15 protein-coding genes are annotated in these 19,038 nt (G+C 48.1%); 11 read left to right on the top strand and 4 right to left on the bottom strand.

Going from position 1 to position 19,038, the window contains the following annotated elements; translation table 11 throughout:
• Positions 1–99 precede the first annotated feature (99 nt).
• From ggt to MHM89_RS01965, 4 genes are all read left to right on the top strand, one after another.
• The gene (ggt, locus tag MHM89_RS01950) at positions 100–1,854 is read left to right on the top strand and encodes a gamma-glutamyltransferase (RefSeq protein WP_239407945.1); all 1,755 of its coding nucleotides are present in this window, start codon (positions 100–102) and stop codon (positions 1,852–1,854) included.
• A 184-nt stretch (positions 1,855–2,038) separates the two neighbouring features.
• Positions 2,039–3,757 carry an NAD-dependent malic enzyme gene (locus tag MHM89_RS01955; RefSeq protein ID WP_239407946.1) on the top strand — a complete coding sequence of 573 codons (1,719 nt, stop codon included), beginning with the start codon at positions 2,039–2,041 and terminating at the stop codon, positions 3,755–3,757.
• A gap of 169 nt (positions 3,758–3,926) precedes the next feature.
• On the top strand, positions 3,927–5,000 hold the full coding sequence (locus tag MHM89_RS01960) for a histidine kinase (protein WP_045978310.1): 1,074 nt from the start codon (positions 3,927–3,929) through the stop codon (positions 4,998–5,000).
• The gene (locus tag MHM89_RS01965) at positions 4,997–5,824 is read left to right on the top strand and encodes a LytTR family DNA-binding domain-containing protein (protein ID WP_022946597.1); all 828 of its coding nucleotides are present in this window, start codon (positions 4,997–4,999) and stop codon (positions 5,822–5,824) included. The genes MHM89_RS01960 and MHM89_RS01965 overlap by 4 nt, the downstream gene beginning before the upstream one ends.
• On the opposite strand, the gene MHM89_RS01970 is transcribed toward MHM89_RS01965, so the two are convergent.
• Positions 5,821–6,810, bottom strand: a complete 990-nt coding sequence (locus tag MHM89_RS01970) for an ATP-dependent 6-phosphofructokinase (protein WP_239407947.1) — start codon at positions 6,808–6,810, stop codon at positions 5,821–5,823. The genes MHM89_RS01965 and MHM89_RS01970 overlap by 4 nt on opposite strands.
• 37 nt (positions 6,811–6,847) lie before the next feature.
• Complete coding sequence (gene pyk, locus MHM89_RS01975) at positions 6,848–8,284, bottom strand: pyruvate kinase (protein ID WP_239407948.1); 1,437 nt, start codon at positions 8,282–8,284, stop codon at positions 6,848–6,850.
• Between the two features lie 276 nt (positions 8,285–8,560).
• Here pyk and gndA point away from each other — a divergent pair, with 276 nt between their 5' ends.
• The 3 genes from gndA (at position 8,561) to MHM89_RS18785 (ending at position 11,722) form a co-directional block, all read left to right on the top strand.
• Complete coding sequence (gene gndA, locus MHM89_RS01980; protein WP_239408094.1) at positions 8,561–9,934, top strand: NADP-dependent phosphogluconate dehydrogenase; 1,374 nt, start codon at positions 8,561–8,563, stop codon at positions 9,932–9,934.
• Between the two features lie 290 nt (positions 9,935–10,224).
• Positions 10,225–11,325 (top strand): amidohydrolase family protein, encoded by a 1,101-nt coding sequence (locus MHM89_RS01985; RefSeq protein WP_343224210.1) that lies wholly within the window; start codon positions 10,225–10,227, stop codon positions 11,323–11,325.
• Positions 11,326–11,353: 28 nt separating this feature from the next.
• Positions 11,354–11,722 carry an amidohydrolase family protein gene (locus MHM89_RS18785; RefSeq protein ID WP_343224213.1) on the top strand — a complete coding sequence of 123 codons (369 nt, stop codon included), beginning with the start codon at positions 11,354–11,356 and terminating at the stop codon, positions 11,720–11,722.
• A gap of 122 nt (positions 11,723–11,844) precedes the next feature.
• On the opposite strand, the gene ansA is transcribed toward MHM89_RS18785, so the two are convergent.
• Together ansA and sppA are read right to left on the bottom strand one after the other, a co-directional pair.
• The gene (gene ansA / locus MHM89_RS01990) at positions 11,845–12,855 is read right to left on the bottom strand and encodes an asparaginase (protein WP_022946602.1); all 1,011 of its coding nucleotides are present in this window, start codon (positions 12,853–12,855) and stop codon (positions 11,845–11,847) included.
• A gap of 54 nt (positions 12,856–12,909) precedes the next feature.
• Positions 12,910–14,775, bottom strand: a complete 1,866-nt coding sequence (sppA, locus tag MHM89_RS01995) for a signal peptide peptidase SppA (RefSeq protein WP_151172713.1) — start codon at positions 14,773–14,775, stop codon at positions 12,910–12,912.
• Between the two features lie 198 nt (positions 14,776–14,973).
• Here sppA and MHM89_RS02000 point away from each other — a divergent pair, with 198 nt between their 5' ends.
• From MHM89_RS02000 to MHM89_RS02015, 4 genes are all read left to right on the top strand, one after another.
• Entirely contained in the window at positions 14,974–16,941 is a 1,968-nt protein-coding gene (locus MHM89_RS02000) for an NADPH-dependent 2,4-dienoyl-CoA reductase (RefSeq protein ID WP_138588108.1), read from the top strand.
• A gap of 111 nt (positions 16,942–17,052) precedes the next feature.
• Positions 17,053–17,736 (top strand): DoxX family protein, encoded by a 684-nt coding sequence (locus MHM89_RS02005; RefSeq protein ID WP_239407949.1) that lies wholly within the window; start codon positions 17,053–17,055, stop codon positions 17,734–17,736.
• 118 nt (positions 17,737–17,854) lie between these two features.
• Positions 17,855–18,406 carry an NAD(P)H nitroreductase gene (locus MHM89_RS02010; protein WP_022946606.1) on the top strand — a complete coding sequence of 184 codons (552 nt, stop codon included), beginning with the start codon at positions 17,855–17,857 and terminating at the stop codon, positions 18,404–18,406.
• A 229-nt stretch (positions 18,407–18,635) separates the two neighbouring features.
• Complete coding sequence (locus MHM89_RS02015) at positions 18,636–19,013, top strand: hypothetical protein (RefSeq protein ID WP_138588110.1); 378 nt, start codon at positions 18,636–18,638, stop codon at positions 19,011–19,013.
• Positions 19,014–19,038: the final 25 nt, after the last annotated feature.

The raw sequence follows: 19,038 nt of genomic DNA on the forward strand, positions 1-19,038 counted from the left end.
ACACAGTCATAACTTAACAGTGGTCGTTATTTTTTGCCTATTGTGCCCCTTTGCCTTTAAGATGCCAATTAATTAACCACGACAATAACACTCAGCGCTATGTTACGAACTTATACCCAGATAGCAGCGGCTCTCTCGTTGCTTATTAGCTCTGGCTGCACAGCCACCACCACTAATAAACAGGTGCTCGCCGATAGAGAGCCTGAGGCCACCACGGCGGTGGTGACAAAACAACAAGTGAGCGGTGAGCATTACATGGTTGCCGCTGCCAATCCCTATGCGGTGCGCGCCGGTGAAGCGATTTTAGCTGAAGGGGGCAGTGCCATAGACGCAGCCATTGCTGTGCAATTGGTACTGACATTGGTCGAGCCGCAATCGTCCGGTATTGGCGGTGGGGCCTTTATTTTGCACTATGATGCAAAGCAGCGCCGACTCACCACCTATGATGGCCGCGAGCAAGCTCCTAGCAAAGCGACACCGGAGTTATTTGTTGATGGCAATGGCAAGGCTGTTCGCTGGATTGATGCAGTGGTTGGCGGGCGCTCAGTGGGGGCTCCTGGGGTCTTGAAGGCGCTGGCCAAAGCCCATGAACGTGATGGCAAATTACCTTGGTCCCGTTTATTTGAGGAGGCCATTACTTTAGCCGAACAAGGGTTTAAGGTGTCACCGCGATTACATAAGCTTTTAGCGCGACGTATTAACCCTGGAGTGGAGAAAATGCCTGCGGCGCGGGCGTATTTCTTTCCCGGTGGTGCGCCTTTGGCCATTGGCACCGTTAAGCAAAACCCCGCCTTGGCATCGCTTTATAAACGCTTGGCCAGCGAGGGAGTGGATGCCTTTTATCATGGCGACAATGCCAAAGCCATTGCCAAAGCAGTACAAACAAGTCCCATCGCCCCAGGTTTACTCACTGAGCAAGACATTAACAACTATGTCGCCAAAGAGCGTGCCCCGGTGTGTGTGGGCTATCATCAATACCGAGTGTGCTCGATGGCACCGCCTAGCAGCGGTGGCATGGCAGTTTTGCAAATCTTGAAATTGCTGGAGGATAAAAACCTCAGCCAATATGCGGTTAATAGCCCCAAAGCGCTGCATTACTTTACCCAAGCGTCGCGCTTAGCCTTCGCTGATCGCGAAGTCTATATGGCCGACCCCGACTACCAACCCGTGCCAACGCAAGCGCTACTCGACAATAGCTACCTTGAAAAACGTGCCTTATTGATGCTTGAGCATGATGCTAAAAAGCAAGCTGGGCACCCGGGCGTCGGTATTGCCTATGGTAAAGACGATGCCTTTGAGCTGCCCAATACCAGCCACATTTCCATTGTTGATAATCAAGGCAACGCGGTGTCGATGACCACCTCCATTGAAATGGCGTTTGGCTCTACCGTGATGGTCAATGGCTATCTGCTCAATAACCAGCTCACCGATTTTGCGCTATCGCCGAAGCGTGATGGCAAATATGTATTAAATCGCGTTGAAGGCGGTAAGCGCCCGCGCAGCTCTATGGCCCCCGTGATGGTATTTAATGAAGATGGTTCTTTGCGTTTAGTGATTGGCTCGCCCGGCGGCAGCCGTATCATTAATTACGTGGCCCATGCATTGGTCGGGGTGTTGGATTGGCAGCTGAGCGCCCAGCAAGCGATCAATCTGCCCCGTATTACTAATCGTAACCATATCACCACCTTAGAGCAGGGCACTGAGCTGGTGGAGCTAAAAACGCAGCTCGAGCAATGGGGCCACAAAGTGCGTATTGGCGACCTTAACTCTGGCATTCATGCAGTCGAGGTGAAAGGCGGTAAGCTCTATGGCAGTGCCGATCCACGCCGAGAGGGAATCGCTCTCGGAAAATAAAGGTAATCAAACAGCAGGTATTTGAATGCCTGCTGTTTGTTAACAAAGATTCATTGGTGTGTATCAAAAATGATAATGCGCCAATCAGCGATAAATCAATGGTCTGATAAGCCCAAATGGGTTTGCAATTTGCGCGCTAAGGGCAATAATATCAGGCAATCTCCTTCTGTGCTAAGTAGGCAATATGACAGACAAATCCAACGATAAAACCAATACACACACCGATCCCAATTACTTGTACATTCCTTACGCTGGTCCGACCTTATTAGAAACGCCACTACTAAATAAAGGCAGTGCTTTTACCCAGCGTGAGCGTGAGAGCTTCAACTTGGCAGGCTTACTGCCGCCACGTTTTGAGACCATTGAAGAGCAAGTAGAGCGCTGTTACCAACAGTACTCTAGCTTCCAAGATAACCTTAATAAGCATATCTACTTGCGCGCCATCCAAGACAATAACGAAACGCTTTACTATCGTTTGGTGCGAGACCACATTGAAGAGATGATGCCGATTATTTACACGCCAACAGTGGGTGATGCGTGTGAACAGTTCTCAGATATTTATCGTAGCTCGCGCGGTTTGTTTATCTCCTATGAAGACCGCCACAATATCGATGATATTTTGCGTAATGCCACTAAAGGTAAGGTGAAGGTTATCGTTGTTACCGATGGTGAACGTATCCTTGGCCTAGGCGATCAGGGCATTGGTGGCATGGGTATCCCCATTGGTAAGTTATCGCTATACACCGCATGCGGTGGTATCAGCCCGGCCTACACGCTGCCGGTGATGCTGGATGTTGGCACTAATAACGAGAAACTACTGAACGACCCAATGTACATGGGCGCACGTCACCCACGTATTGGCCAGCAGGAGTATGACGAATTTTTAGAGTTGTTCATCAAAGCGGTGAAGCGCCGTTGGCCCAATGTCATGCTGCAATTTGAAGACTTTGCTCAGCCTAACGCGATGCCACTGCTGAAGCGCTACCGCGACGAAATTTGTAGCTTTAATGATGATATTCAAGGTACTGCCGCTGTCACTGTGGGCACCTTGCTGGCCGCGTGTCGAGTGAAGGGCACTCGTTTAAGCGACCAAAAGGTAGTGTTTGTTGGGGCTGGCTCCGCAGGATGTGGCATCGCCGAGCAGGTGATCAGCCAAATGGTCTCTGAAGGGATCAGTGAAGAGCAAGCGCGCAGTCAAATCTTTATGGTTGATCGTTTTGGCCTATTGAGCGAGGGCATGCAAGGCCTGCGTGACTTCCAACAGGCGTTGGTACAATCCAATGAAGCGCTCTCGCAGTGGCAGTATAGCGGCGATTATGCCTCTTTGCTTGATGTTATGCATTGTGCTGAGCCAGGCATTATTATCGGCGTATCTGGGCAGCCGGGGCTATTCACCGAGCAGGTGATCCGCGCAATGGCATCAAGTCACGAAAATCCGATTATCTTCCCGCTTTCAAACCCGTCCAAACAGGTTGAAGCGCATCCGAGTGATGTGCTGGCGTGGACACAAGGGCGTGCCATCATCGCCACAGGTAGTCCATTTGGCACCGTGGAATATGATGGCCAGCAGTATGTTATTCCGCAGTGTAATAACAGTTATATCTTCCCTGGCATTGGCCTTGGTGCAATTGCCATTAAGGCTAAGCGCATTACCGATGAAATGTTGATGGCGGCCAGTGAAACCTTAGCGTCGAGCTCACCCCTTGCCAATGATGGCAAAGGGAGCCTACTGCCGCCACTGACCGAGATTGAATCGCTATCTAAACGTATCGCCTTTGCTGTGGCTAAAGTCGCCATCGCCCAAGGTGAAGCGTTGGAATTTAGCGATGAGGATATTATCAAAGCCATTGATAATAATTACTGGCACCCTGAGTATCGTAACTACAAGCGAGTCAGCATCTAGCCTTCACGAATATGAGCAAACGCCGTGCAACTGCACGGCGTTTTGCGTTGAAGGAAAGGTTAAGTAGGACCAATCACAGTGCCTTTTTAGTTGTCTTTATTAATAATGGCGTTAGATAAGTATGCAACCGCTGTGGATAAGGCTGCGTTGCAAAGGAGTAAAACGAATTTTGAATTGGCAGCAGCTAGTTGATAATCGCCAACGATTCTTTTGGGTGTTACAGATAGCCGGTTGGATAGGTTATGCCCTGGTGAATTACATTGGCTCCAAAGTATTTGAGATGCGCGACATCTATGTCTTTGTGATCTTGCTTAATGCCTATGCGGGCTGCTTAATGACGGTGCCGCTGCGTTACTTGTATCGCCGGGTGTGGAATGCCAAGCCGTGGCTGCTCGTGTTGGTGGTGTTCACCGCTTCCTACGCCACAGGGACCTTGTGGTCGGTGGTACAAAAATTTAATTTGTGGGAAATTTATCGCCATGGTTACCGCCCTGATGAGTGGTTCTATTACTTTCAACAGGGCCTTGATGCGGTCTATATCATCCTTTGTTGGAGTGGTTTGTACTTTGGCATTAAATATTACCAGTTGCTCCAAGGGGAGCGACAAAAAGCGCTGAAAGCCAATACCATGGCTCATGAGGCGCAATTAAAAATGTTGCGCTATCAGCTTAATCCGCATTTTTTGTTCAATACCCTTAATGCGATATCGACACTGATTTTAGTGGAAGAGAATAAAGACGCTAACAAGATGGTGTCACGGTTAAGCGATTTTTTACGCTATACGCTCAATACCGATCCGATAAAAAAAGTACCACTCGAGCAAGAGATTCATGCGTTGAGTCTGTATTTGGAAATCGAGCGAGTACGTTTTGATGACCGTCTAGCGGTGGACATGCAAGTCAGTGACGAAGCAAGCCATGCCTTGGTCCCGAGCTTGATTTTGCAACCGTTAATTGAAAACTCATTGAAGTATGCCATTGCGCAGATGACACAAGGCGGGGTGATCAGTATTAAGGCCCAAGTGTTTGCCAACGAGCTGTTACTGGAAGTGAGCGATAATGGCCCTGGCGCTGAGCTTAAAGATGGCCAATTGGTCAATGCCACCGGTGTCGGTGTGGCCAATACTAAAGATCGACTAAAGACACTTTACGAGAACAATTATTCATTTGTATTATCAGGGAATACGCCCACCGGTCTGACGGTAAACATACGTATCCCCTATGAAAAGGCTGTAGCAGAATGAATACCATAAAAACCCTCATCGTGGATGATGAATCGCTGGCCCGTAAAGGGTTGGCTATACGATTAGCTGATATTGAATGCATTGAGCTGGTACAGCAATGCGCTCAAGGGCAAGAGGCCGTCGACATTTGTCGCAGCGAGCCTATCGACTTGGTTTTTTTGGATATTCAGATGCCAGGTATGAATGGCTTTGAGGTCGCGGATGCGTTAGCGCAACTGCCAGACTCACAACAACCTTTGGTGGTGTTTGTCACTGCCTTCGACCGTTACGCCGTTCAAGCTTTTGAAGTCCATGCTTTGGACTATGTACTCAAACCCGTAGATGACAACAGACTAAAACAGGCGGTGGAGAAAGTGCAATCACATCTAAAAACACAACAAGACAACACCCATAAGAAAAAGCTAGCGAGTTTTGTGGCCGGGATCACAGGCAATAATTGCGAGGAAATTCTCAAGAAACTAGCTTCAGGTGACTCATTAGAAACTAAGCGCTACCCAGAGTCGCTGGCGGTGAAAGAGCAGGGCGAGATCATCCGTGTGCCTACCAATACCATCCAATGGGTTGATGCGGCAGGGGACTACATGTGCCTGCACTGTGGTGATGGGCAAACCCATATTCTACGTAAAACCATGAAAGAGCTTGAGCAAGAACTCGACCCTGGGTTGTTTGTCCGTGTGCACCGCAGCGCCATTGTTAATTCAAAACAAATCAACAAGCTGGTGACGCAAGTCAGTGGTGAATACCTGCTGGTGCTCACCAACGGACAGGAGCTTAAAGTCAGTCGCAGCTATCGAGATAAAGTCAAAGCGGCGCTGGCCAATTAACGGCGAAAGCGTTTTAAGCGGGCGACAAAATCACGATTACGCTGTTGTGTGTCGCTGGTGTGCTCAAAAGCCAAAGTTTTCAGCTGATTATTAACGACACCGACCATGACACCATCAGCGCCAGCATTAAGGTGCTCGATGGCGCTGCAGCCTAACTGCGTTGCTAATATGCGATCGCCTGCCACAGGGGCGCCGCCACGCTGTACATAGCCCAAAATGGCACTGCGGCTTTCAACGCCGCTGTGCTCGGTCAGCTGGGCCGCTAATTGTTCGGCGCTAATCGATAGCGAGTGCTCCGCCATGACCAGCACGTAGCTATGACCGGCATCATTATTAATATTCGCTTTCACTTGCTCATACAGTTTTTGTAAAAACTGTGGCTCGTCTTCAATCAGTTCCTTACAAATTATTTGCTCCGCGCCACTGGCAAGGCCTGCTTCCATGGCAATGATGCCGCAATCTCGACCCATTACCTCGACAACAAAAGTACGTTCAAACGCTTGCGCGGTATCGCGAATTTTATCGATACACCCCAATGCAGTATCTATTGCGGTGTGAAAGCCGATGGTTTCATCGCTGCCATTAATATCGTTATCAATGGTACCGGGAATACCAATAATTTGCCCTGACCAGTGCTTTGCAAGTGCCTGAGCACCTTTAAAGCTGCCATCTCCGCCAATGACGATCAAGGCATCGATGTGGCACTTACGCAGGCTATTGGCAGCTTGTAACAAACCATCTGTATGGTGCATTTGCGGGCAACGGGCCGATTTTAAAATAGTGCCACCTCGGTGGATGATATCGGTTACGCTGGCTGCGTTGAGTTCAGTGAAGTGTTCGTTGATAAGGCCGTTGTAGCCACTAAAAAAACCGAAGACCTGATGTTGATGAGATAGCGCGCTGAGCGTAACAGCGCGAATTGCAGCATTCATACCGGGGGCATCACCGCCGGAAGTGAGTACTGCAATTCGTTTTGAATGAGACATAAGTTGCTGCTTCAGATAGAAAACTTATGTCTACTATTTACCCTACAGTGACAATTTTCAAGGTATTTGTGGCACCGATGGTTTCCATCAAGTCACCGTGGGTGAGGATCACGGTATCGCCTTTTTGCAATTCGCCAAGCTCTACTAAGGTATTCATTGCTTCACTAACAATACATTCTTTGGTGAAGTTAGTAGAGTCAAAACGCACTGGATATACGCCGCGATACAGCGCGGTCTGACCCAGTGTTTTGTCATGGCGTGAAAGTGAATAAATAGGCAGACCCGAAGAGATGCGTGACATCAGCTTAGAGGTGTTGCCTGATTCAGTGAGCGCGACAATGGCTTTCACTGTACCCAGGTGGTTAGCTGCATACATGGCAGATAGTGCGATGGTTTCTGCATTATCGGCAAACATGCTATCAAGGCGGTGCTTAGAAATGTGCGTTTCTTTTTGTGACTCAGCACCTAGGCAAACACGGGCCATGGTGGCAACCGTTTGCTCAGGATAATCCCCTGCGGCTGTTTCAGCAGAGAGCATGACCGCATCGGTGCCATCAAGCACGGCGTTAGCAACGTCCATGACTTCAGCGCGCGTGGGCATGGGGTTATCAATCATTGACTCCATCATTTGCGTTGCGGTGATCACCACACGGTTCAATGAACGAGCTCGGCTGATAATGGTTTTTTGTTTACCCACTAATTCCGCATCGCCTATTTCAACGCCTAAATCTCCGCGCGCGACCATCACTGCGTCGGATGCGAGGATAATGTCGTCTATGGCTTCAACCGTTTCTACCGCTTCTGCGCGTTCGATTTTCGCTAGCAATTGAGCATCAGAACCGGCCTTTTCTGCTAATGAACGCACATAGCGCATATCATCGCCAGAGCGGGGGAAAGACACGGCGATATAATCGACGCCAATTTTAGTCGCGGTGATAAGATCTTCTTTATCTTTATCAGTAAATGCAGGGGCAGTCAGGCCACCACCGAGGCGATTAATGCCTTTGTTGTTAGACAATACGCCGCCGACTTTCACCCTGCAGTGTACTTTTTGTCCTTCAACACGCTCTACGGTCAGCTGGATTAAACCGTCGTTAAGTAACAATAGGTCGCCGGCTTTAACGTCTTGAGGTAATTCTTTATAGTCGATCCCCACGCCATTAACATCACCCTCACCTGGGGCAAGCGCTGCATCAAGGATAAAAGGGGCGCCAGGGGCGAGGTTCACTTTCCCTTCTTTAAAGGTGCTTACGCGGATTTTCGGCCCTTGTAAGTCTGCGAGGATGGCAACATGAGTGCCTAGGCGCTGAGCGATTTCACGCACGGCCTCGGCGCGCGCTTGGTGGTCACTGGCCACCCCATGAGAGAAGTTTAAGCGCACGACATTGGCGCCAGCGCGGATGATTTTTTCTAAGTTATTATCTCTGTCCGTGGCAGGGCCAAGGGTGGCCACAATTTTCGTACGTCTTGGCATGCATTTCTCCTGTAGGCATTATTGCTTATAGCATGTTAGAGCAGGGAAGGACGCTCCGCCAGCTCTAATTCCTATTATTCGTTAACAAGATTTCAGCATTATGACACCGGTGTCAGATTCAGTCAATTAAGCTTACCCGCAAACTTTATCCATGTACCTTGCGTTAATTTGATATAATTCAGCGCCAGGGATTGAATGGGGCATCGTATGCCCTATAATGCCCGCCGTATTTACGTTGAATTACCCAGTCGTACGTTTTACCGAGGAGGAAACTGGATGCAAGTTGCATTAGTAGGTCTTGGGGTGATGGGCAAAAATCTCGCCCTGAACTTAATCGAAAAAGGGCTCACCCTAGTAGCCTATGATACCAACCCCGATGCCGGGGAAGAATTGTTAAGCTGCGCCAAATCACAAGGAATGGCCGAGCGCTTGCACATTGTTTCAGACCTTCACGACATGGTGCGTCGTTTAGAAACGCCGCGCTCTATCCTTTTGTTGGTACCGGCAGGCGAGTTGGTTGACAAAGTCTGCCACGACTTGGTCGATGCCGGTGTCAGTAAAGACGATATCATCATCGATTGCGGTAATAGTAATTATAAAGACGGCATAGCCCGCAAGTTGAAATTCCAAAACAAATTTGAGTTTGCCACGATGGGGATTTCCGGTGGTGCAGAAGGCGCACGCCATGGCCCGGCCATGATGGCGAGCGGCTCCGAAGGGGGCTGGGAGCGCATTGAACCTTGGTTTGAGAAAGTAGCAGCCAGTTACAATGGCGACTCATGCTTTGCCCGCGTTGGCCAATCCGCCAGTGGCCATTTTGTGAAAATGGTGCACAATGGCATCGAGTATGCCCTTATGCAGCTTATTGCCGAGACTTACCAGCTATTGCGCTTGGGTGCTGGCAAAACACCACAGCAAATTGCCGAGATTTTTGATACCTGGGCCGAGGGCGAGCTCAACAGCTATTTACTCTCTATCTCTAGCCATATCCTCAAGTTAGCAACCAAGGACGATACACCGCTGGTCGATTTAATCGATAACAAGGTGGGCGCCAAGGGCACCGGCTTATGGACGGCACAAAATGCCTTGGAGCTTGGTATTGCTGTGCCATCGCTTGTTGCTGCGGTGCAGGCACGTCACTTAACTAATACCGGTGATACCCATGCGGCTAAAGAAATGACCTATGCAGCAAAGCAAACGGACAGTATCGATATTGATATTGACCAGTTGCAGCAAGCGTTTCATTTAGCGAGCCTGCTTTGCTACCGCCAAGGCTTGGCACTGATCAAAGGCGCGTCACGAAACCATCAATGGAAAGTTGATTTAAACAAAACACTGCAAACTTGGCGTGCAGGGTGCATTATTCGTGCAGATTACCTAGACCAAGTTGCTCAGGGTGTTGAGTTTATTGATACCTTAGATGAGCAGGCGAAGGCGCTTCGTAGTGTGACTGGTGCGGCCGTGACCACTGGTTTGGCATTCCCGGTACTGTGTGCAACACAAAACTACTTAGCAACGCTAAGCACTCCAAGTAATGGTCATCTAGTGCAAGCGCAGCGTGACTACTTTGGTGAGCATGGTATTAAAACCCACACTGGTGAGTTATGTCATCTAACTGATCTGGTCGATATTGACGCTAAAGTACGCTAATTAATTAGCTGCTTTTTCAATCAAAAGAGCCCTGTCTATACAGGGCTTTATTGTATATGCCAAAAACACATTCCAAGTTTCTTTTTTGAGTACTTTAAAGTGTTACGCATTCTCTGTTAGGCACTGTTGAATGTAGGTATTATTGGCTGCACTCAGCCTCAACAACCCGCAAATAAACTCGCAAATGCCGATACCCTATACTTTGGCGGCCCGATTCTAACGATGGTCGGATCCTATTTACCGGTCAACTTAATAAAGCAAATGATCATGTTGGCGAGCAGACTAAACAAGTGAACTTACAAGGGCAGGCGCTATTGCCTGGGTTCATCGATGCCCACAGTCACCTTTTCAATGCTGGTTTAGCACAGTTGAGTGCTGATTTACTCCCAGGGCCTGACGGCCAAGTAAATTCTATTGAGGCGTTGCTGAGCACCTTAACGCAATGGCACCAGCGTCAACCTATGTTAGCGAAAAAGCTCGGCTGGATCGTTGGCATGGGGTATGACGACTCACAACTGGCGCAGCGCCGGCACCCAACTGCCACAGAGCTCGACACAGTCTCCAGCGAAATACCTATTTTGATTATGCACCAGTCCGGGCATTTGGGGGTTATGAATACCAAAGCCTTGGAAATGGTGGGTTACTTACCACAGGCCCCACACATTGATGGCGGCGTAATACGTATTGATGAACTTTCTAATCAAGCGAATGGGGTGCTTGAGGAAATGGCTCTTTTTCAGCCCTTGTTTAGTGTTTTTTCGGCCATTGATAAGCAATTACAAGATGAAATCGCGAGCGCAGGGCTTGCCCTTTACATGGCCAATGGTTACACCACAGCTCAAGAAGGTCGTGCAGATAAAAGCACTAGTATGTATTGGTTAGCACGGGCGCAAAAGCAGTCTTTGCCGATTGATGTGGCTATCTACCCTGATCTTGAGCAGGAATATGATTTTATGCTTGAACAAGGCGCTAGCAAAGATTACCAAGGCGGGGCACGAATAGCCGGCGTCAAATTGAGTTTTGATGGCTCGCCTCAAGGGAAAACAGCCTGGCTCAGTAAACCTTATCTTCATCCGCCAGCAGGGCATAACTCTGAGTATCGTGGCTACCCAGCCATTGCCGATGATAAGGCTCGCTCTAAGCTCGTTGCACAGGCCTATGCCAACAACTGGCAACTGATTGTTCATACCAATGGCGACGCCGCAGCAGACGCCTTATTGCGAGATATAGAAAGCGCAGCGACAAGATTTGAGCAGGCAGGTCGCAGGACGGTGATGATCCACGCGCAAACTGTTCGTGAAAATCAGCTTAAACGTATGAAACAGCTAGCAGTGATCCCGTCTTTTTTCTCTATGCATACCTTCTATTGGGGGAGATTGGCACCGAGATGAAGTATTAGGACTGGAGCGTGCTGAGAATATTTCTCCTACAGGGTGGGCGCAAAAGCACGCCATGCGCTTTACCCAACATCATGATGCACCTGTGGTAAAGCCTAACCCATTACGCGTGTTATCGACAACTGTTAATCGTAAGACACGTTCTGGCAAAGTGTTGGGGGCGCACCATCAAGTGAGCCCTTATATCGGTTTGAAATCTATGACAGAGTGGGCGGCTTGGCAGTACTTTGAAGAGCCAAATAAAGGGACGTTAGAGGTAGGGAAGTTAGCTGATTTCGTTATCCTTGATAAAGACCCGCTGCGCGTTGAGCCGGCGCAACTTGAGCAATTACAGGTTCAGCAAACCATAAAAGCAGACCAAGTGGTTTATGATGTAAATCACGCCCTGTGATGGGGCCTGTGCAAAGCGAGTTGGTACAGGCTGCGGCTTATCTTATTGCGCTAGTGAACTATGCGTGCAGATAGATACCACTCGCAATAAAAGGCACAGTCGCTGCTGTGCCTAAATATCACTTAGCGACTCAACTCTCCGCGCAAGTTATCTTGCATTAAATGGCGAATACTTTGCGGGCTTGCGTTTTTGCTTAGCAAGTAGTGTAACTTACTGAGGCAAGCTTCTAGGGTCATATCATAGCCACTGATCACACCGACGTTTAGCAGTGCATTGCCCGTAGCGTAGCCGCCCATATTAACTTGCCCTTGTAAGCACTGGGTAAGGTTTACGACGATAATGCCACGTTCGTTCGCATTTGCTAAAAGCTCCAGAAACTCGTGGTTTTGAGGCGCATTACCGACACCAAAACTCAGTAAGATGAGCGCTTTAATATCGTCATTAATAATAGAGCTGACCACATCGGCGCTGATCCCGGGGTACAAGTGCAGCACGGCAATAGCCTGAGGGGTGATGCGCGATACTTGTAAATCGTTGTCGATATAGGGGCTTAGCTGGCCTTCTAGCAGCCGAATATTAATCCCTGCTTTTGCCAGCGGCGGCAAATTTGGAGAGTCAAACGCATTGAACCCATCGGCGTGGATTTTGGTGGCGCGATTGCCTCTAAATAGCTGATTATTAAAAAACAGACTGACTTCTGCAATGGGATAGTTAGCTGCTAAATACATCGCATTTAGGAGGTTCACTTGACCATCTGAGCGCAGCTGTGACAACGGAATTTGCGAGCCGGTGATAATGACTGGTTTGGTCAGGTTTTCAAACATAAACGATAAGGCAGACGCGGTGTAGGCCATGGTATCGGTGCCATGAAGTACCACAAAACCATCGTAGTCGTGGTACTTGGCTTTAATATCGTCGGCTATCATCTGCCAATGCGCCGGTGACATATCAGAAGAATCGATCAGCGGGCAGTATTCTTCAATGTCAAACAGCGGCATCTCGTCGCGATTAAATTCAGCACTGTTTTTCACCGTCTCGGTTAAAAATCCCGCCGCTGGCACATAGCCTTGGCTGGATTTTTTCATACCTATGGTACCGCCTGTATAAGCGATATAAATGCGTTTACGTTTCATAAAAAAAGCCCGATGAAATTCATCGGGCTAGTATATCATTCCAGGCTTTAAGCGCTAGTTAGAAACACGACATACCAAGCACTTAGCGTAGATGCCATCAGGGTCATTGTAGTTTTGTAAACTCTGAACCTGCTGCTCAACCTGTTTTAGTAAGCTGTTGACTTGCATGGTCGCACCAAGGTTTGCGTTTGCCGGGGTTTGCTTATCAATTAGCGTGCTAACCATGGACGAGCTCAATAAGCTATTTAACAGTTGCTCACGCGGCGTCAGCTGTTGCTCAATGAGTTTAACGTCATACTGCTTGAGGCTGGCCATTTCAGCGGCAGCGCTGATGGCTGCGTCCTTATCACCAAGTTTGTCCACTAGCCCGAGCTCTTTTGCTTGAGTTGCAATCCACACTCGGCCTTGGGCGATATCATCCACCTCAGCAGGGCTCATATTGCGAGACTGTGCAACCACATTCAAAAAGCGCTCGTAGGCATTCTCAACACTCATTTGGATCGCTTGTGCCATCTTATCTTTTAGACCCAACAGAATGGATGAGCCTTTCAGTTCCGTCGTCCCCACACCATCAGAATATACTCCCAACTCGGCAGCACTGTCTTCAAATGTCATGATTGTGCCAAATACGCCGATTGAGCCGGTGATGGTGCTTGGAGCGGCCCATATCTCATTGGCTGCAGAAGCAATCCAATAACCGCCCGAAGCTGCTACTGAGCCCATAGAGGCAACCACAGGTTTGCCTGCTTCTTTAAGGGCGATGACTTCGCGACGAATAACTTCTGAGGCAAACATGCTGCCGCCACCGGAATCAATGCGTAATACCACGGCTTTAACCAAGTCATCTTCACGGGCTTCACGAAGGAGAGCTGCTGTGCTGTCTCCCCCGATTTCGCCAGCGCGTCGCTCACCATCAACAATGGTTCCTTTAGCAACGATAACCGCCACTTTTTCCGTGATTGGGTTTTCGAATGGCATGGGCGATTTAAACGATGCGAGGTAGTCGTTAAAGCCAATTTGCAAAAAGTTTTTACCTTCGTCGTCGTAACCGACTAGGTCGACCATCTGTTGACGAATTTGTTGATTATTTTTAAGTGCATCCACCCAACCAAAACGCTGTGCATACTCACCACTGTTCCCGTCCACTTGCGAAAGCTTACGTAAATAGTCGTCAAGGGTTTCATCAAAGTTGCTGGCATCGAAGCCACGTAGTGCGGTGATTTCATCTTTATACTGCTGCCACAATTCACCCAACCACTCTTTATTCGCTTCTTTTGCAGCGGGGGACATGTCGTTACGAATCAAAGGTTCAACCGCAGACTTAAAGGTACCGACGCGGAAAACGTGTTGCGTCACTTTAAGCTTATCGAGTGCTTCTTTGAAATACACTGGGTAGACACCAAAGCCATCGATTGAAACGCCGCCATAAGGATGTAAATTTACTTCGTCAGCATGCGCTGCCAAGTAATATTGACTTTGGGTGTAATAATAGCCAGTAGCAATAACCGGTTTGCCCTGCGCTTTGAAAGCGTCAATGGCATCGGCAACAGCATTGAGTTTATTAATGTGCGCGCCACCCATCTGCTGTAAATCGAGCAGCATAGCGGTGATACGATCATCTTTAGCAGCGTTATTGATCACATCAACAACGTCATCAACTAAAATTTCAGCCGGCTCATCTTGACCCCCAAACGGTCCAGCAAATACTGCATCGAGAGGGTCAACATAGCGTTTCTGCTCAACTAAATAGCCATTTAGGTTAAGTGTCAGCACGGCACCGTCAGGGACGATAATCTCGCCTTCATCGCTTGCAATAGACGCTATAATAGCGATAACAAGCACTATAAAAAGAATGTTGACCAAAAGTTGGCGCGAGAAGTTAATTCCATGCCAAGTGGCCTTTACTGCTTTTTTAATCAAAATCAGATCCTTACTTTATCCATTTTGGGGGCGTACGGGATAGAATCCCATATTAGCCTAAAGGGTTGAAAAGTTTAAACAGAAAAAAGTAACGAAGTGTTTATATTGGCGAATACTGTATCGCTAGTGCTTGCTCAATGTGGCAAAGATCGCTACCCTGAAACAGGTATGACCAGATAATAGTAAAGGGGTAACACCATGCTAGAACAACCACTAAAATTGATGCATGGAGAATTAAGAAACCGGCTCGTGATGGGCTCTATGCACACCGGTTTAGAAGAGGGGTGGCATAATCGCAAACGCCTCGCTGCATTCTACGAAGAACGCGCGAAGGGAGGCGTGGGCCTCATCGTCACCGGCGGTTATAGTCCAAATATTCGCGGAAAGCTTACGCCTATTTCGTCCTCCTTTAACAGTGTATTTGATGTAGTAAAGCATAAAAAATACACCCAAGCCGTGCACAAACACGGTGGCAAGATTTGTTTGCAACTGCTTCACGCCGGACGGTATGCCTACCACCCATTTAGCTGCGCGCCGAGCGCTATTCAGGCGCCAATTTCGCCTTACACGCCGAAGGCTATGTCGGTGGGGATGATAAAAAGCACCGTTAAAGACTTTGCCAAAAGCGCCAAGCTAGCGCAAAAAGCCGGTTATGATGGTGTCGAAATCATGGGCTCGGAAGGCTATTTAATAAACGAATTTATGGCACCGCATACCAATAAGCGCACCGACGAATACGGCGGTAGCAATGAAAACCGTATGCGTTTAGCTAAGGAAATCGTCTCAGCCGTGCGCGCTGCTGTCAGTGATGACTTTATGATTGTATTTCGCCTGTCGGTGATGGATTTAATTCCTGATGGTTCGACAGCCGAAGAGGTTACTGCTCAGGCCAAAGCGCTGGATGCGGCGGGCGTTGATATTTTCAACACCGGCATTGGCTGGCACGAGGCGCGCGTGCCAACAATTGCTTCTATGGTACCGCCAGGGGCCTTTAGAGAAGCTTCAGAGCGCCTTAAACAAGCAACAGATAAGCCCGTTATTGCCGTCAACCGTATCAACACGCCGGAAATAGCCAATAGCATTTTAAACCAAGGTCAAGCCGACATGATATCCATGGCTCGGCCACTGCTTGCTGACCCAGAGCTCTTTAATAAATATGCGCAACAACGCAGCGAACAAATCAATATTTGCATAGGGTGTAACCAAGGCTGTCTGGATCACGTGTTTAAAGGGCAACGAGCCACTTGCTTGGTGAACCCACTGGCCGCATTCGAGCTTGACTACGCCATCACAAAAGCCGCAAAAGCGAAAAAGGTATTGGTTGTTGGTGCTGGACCTGCGGGACTCGCAGCAAGTATTTATTTACGCCAACGTGGTCATAACGTCACCTTAATCGAAAAATCCAATGATTTAGGCGGTCAGTTCAATCTCGCTATGCGTATCCCGGGTAAAGAAGATTTTCAATTAGCACTCAAATACTTCAGTGAAGAGGTGGTGCGTCAAGGCGTTGATTTGCAAACCAATACGGCATATGAGCCGGCCATGCTTAACGAATACGATGATGTGGTATTCGCCTGTGGGGTGTCGCCTCGTGAAGCGGATATTGAATGCGCCGATGGTAAACGCATCTATCGTTATGACGAGGTTATTCGCGGTGACGTGACGCTCACCGACCGCATCGCTATTTTAGGTGCAGGTGGGATAGGCTTTGATATGGTTGCGTTTTTAACCGAGCAACATCACCAAAGCGTTGAGCATTTCAAAGCCCAGTGGGGCATTGAGCAACCCATTGAACTGCATAAAAGCGATAGAAAGATTTATATGCTTAAGCGCAGTGCAGGGCGTTTCGGTAAAGGGTTAGGGAAAACCACGGGTTGGATCCACCGTAAAGTGGCAAAAATGCACGACGTGGAGCAAATTGGTGAATGTCAGTACGAGCGCTTTGATAACGAGGGGTTACACATTCGTGTGAATGGCGAAGCGAAAGTGCTGAATGTTGATACTGTGATAGGTTGCATTGGGCAAACTGCCAATGATGCCCAATTTAAACAAGTTGATCAGCAACATAGTGCTCAAGTCCATGTGATAGGTGGTGCTAAGCTGGCCGCAGAAATTGACGCTAAGCGGGCAATTAAAGAAGCCTTATTAGTAGCGAGAGAAATTTAATAGTGCCTAGCAAAGCAAAAGCTAACTACTGTCAATAATATGAAATAACTTCCGGCACCCGGCGGTCTGTGTGCTATATCAATATTAGTTAACTCAGACCCAAGGTGCCCTATGCTCACCACCGTTACCGGTGTTTACCGTTCCCTGCTATCACAACTCAGCTTTCTCGATGGACTACCATCGTTGTGTATGCGCTTAATTCTTGCCCCTGTGATGATCATTGCGGGCTTTAATAAACTCAACCTTGCTAATAGCGACCTTGCGTGGTCGCAACGATTACTCGCCGATGCCAATGTCATTGCTTGGTTCGGCAATAGCGACTGGGGCTTGGGCCTACCATTTGCTGAGGTACTTGCTTTTTTAGCCGGGTGGACCGAGTTTTTAGGTGGATGGCTCATCTTTGTTGGCTTGTTTACACGCTTAGTGAGTATCCCTTTAATGTTTACCATGGTCGTGGCCGCTACAACCGTGCATTGGCATAATGGCTGGTTTGCAATTACGCCAACTAACCCAGATACCAGTGCCGCAAAAGTGCTTGATTGGGGAGGGGTTCCAGGAGCGCAGCAGAGTCTAGAGAACTCCATACAAGCTAAGCAGCGGCTCGATATTATGAAGCAGCTGATTGCCGAAAATGGCCGCCCTGAGTATTTATATGAAACCGGCAATATCGTCATTCTTAATAACGGTATTGAGTTTGCGAGTATCTATTTTGCCATGTTGTTAGCGCTATTTTTCTATGGTGGTGGTCGTTTTGTCAGCCTCGATTATTACTTGCGTCCAGCACCTCGTGAATAACGACAGGTGCTAGCCACTCATTCTCAGTAGCTACAATTCTATGGCCCGTTTGGGCCATTTTTATCATCGCTTGAATATGGTACTCTTTTGTTAATTATTCACATTCTCATATATAGCCATGAATGCAAAAGAGCTTTTATTAAATCGTCAATCTGATAGCCAGCTTTCTTTTCCCGGGCCTAATGCTCAACAACTTGAACTTATTCAGCAAGCGGCATTGAGAGTACCAGATCATGGCCACCTTGCGCCCTGGAAATTCGTCGTTTTACAAGAGCGCCAGCGCGAAAAGCTAGGTGATATTTTCTTACAGGCGGCGCAAAAAGAAGACATGGGCGAGCGAGTGATTGAGCGAGCAGCGTCATTGCCTGAGCGAGCTCCAATGGTGATCGTCTGTATCATGAAGTACATTGAACACGATAAAGTGCCGTGGGTCGAGCAAGTGGCCAGTGCTAGCTGCGCGACATTTGCGATGCAACAAGCGGCATTTGCCCAAGGTTTATCGGGTATTTGGCGAACGGGTGCATTTGCAAAATCAGCCACAGTTAAACAGGCTTTAAAGCTCACTGATGACGACGAAATTGTCGGCTTCCTTTACTTGGGAACGCCCACTGTGGATTGTCCTAAGAAGCGTCGCCACCAAGTTGCTGATTTTTTTACCGACTCGCTGTGAACTATTTTAATAAGTTAGTGTCAAATGCCCTGTGCGGGCAAGGAGCATTATATTGTGCCCGCAGCTACAAATGAGTCATCTTTCATTAACCTTTTATTTGTTATTGTGTTTCGAATTTCGCCAAATTAACGGGAAAATAATCTAAATGCTCGGTTTTTTATCATGATTATTTTTGTTAGGCTAAGTTTTGAGCAGACCCTAATAAATAATAAGAAGAAGATGTATTGCTATGGGTAATCTATTTTTAAGAGAGAAAGAACGCTGGGGCTTATGGACATTCTGGGGGGTCATTGGGGCGTTATTAACGACCTATGTGGCGATGCTAACCAAAGCGCCTCTTTACATTACCTTAAGCGCCATGGCCGTGGTCGTGTTTATTGCCATTTGGATGCTTTACACTAAACGTTTTGGCTTTTTACGAGCACTTAAGGTCTCCGCTTATATTTTGTGTTTCAGTGCATTACCGGCTTTATGTTTGCTCATTGTTCCTGCCAGTAAGAATCAACGGCCAGAACTTATTACCCAAAGTGTGATTTTTGCACTGTTGGCGCTTATAGGCTGTGTTATTTGTGCGCTGATCGCCAAGCGCCCTCGGCAATATTACTAAATTGATTTAAAACGCTTTACAGCGC

Origin of the sequence: Pseudoalteromonas sp. CNC9-20 (assembly GCF_022347875.1) — a bacterium.
GTDB classification, from domain to species: Bacteria; Pseudomonadota; Gammaproteobacteria; order Enterobacterales; family Alteromonadaceae; genus Pseudoalteromonas; species Pseudoalteromonas ruthenica.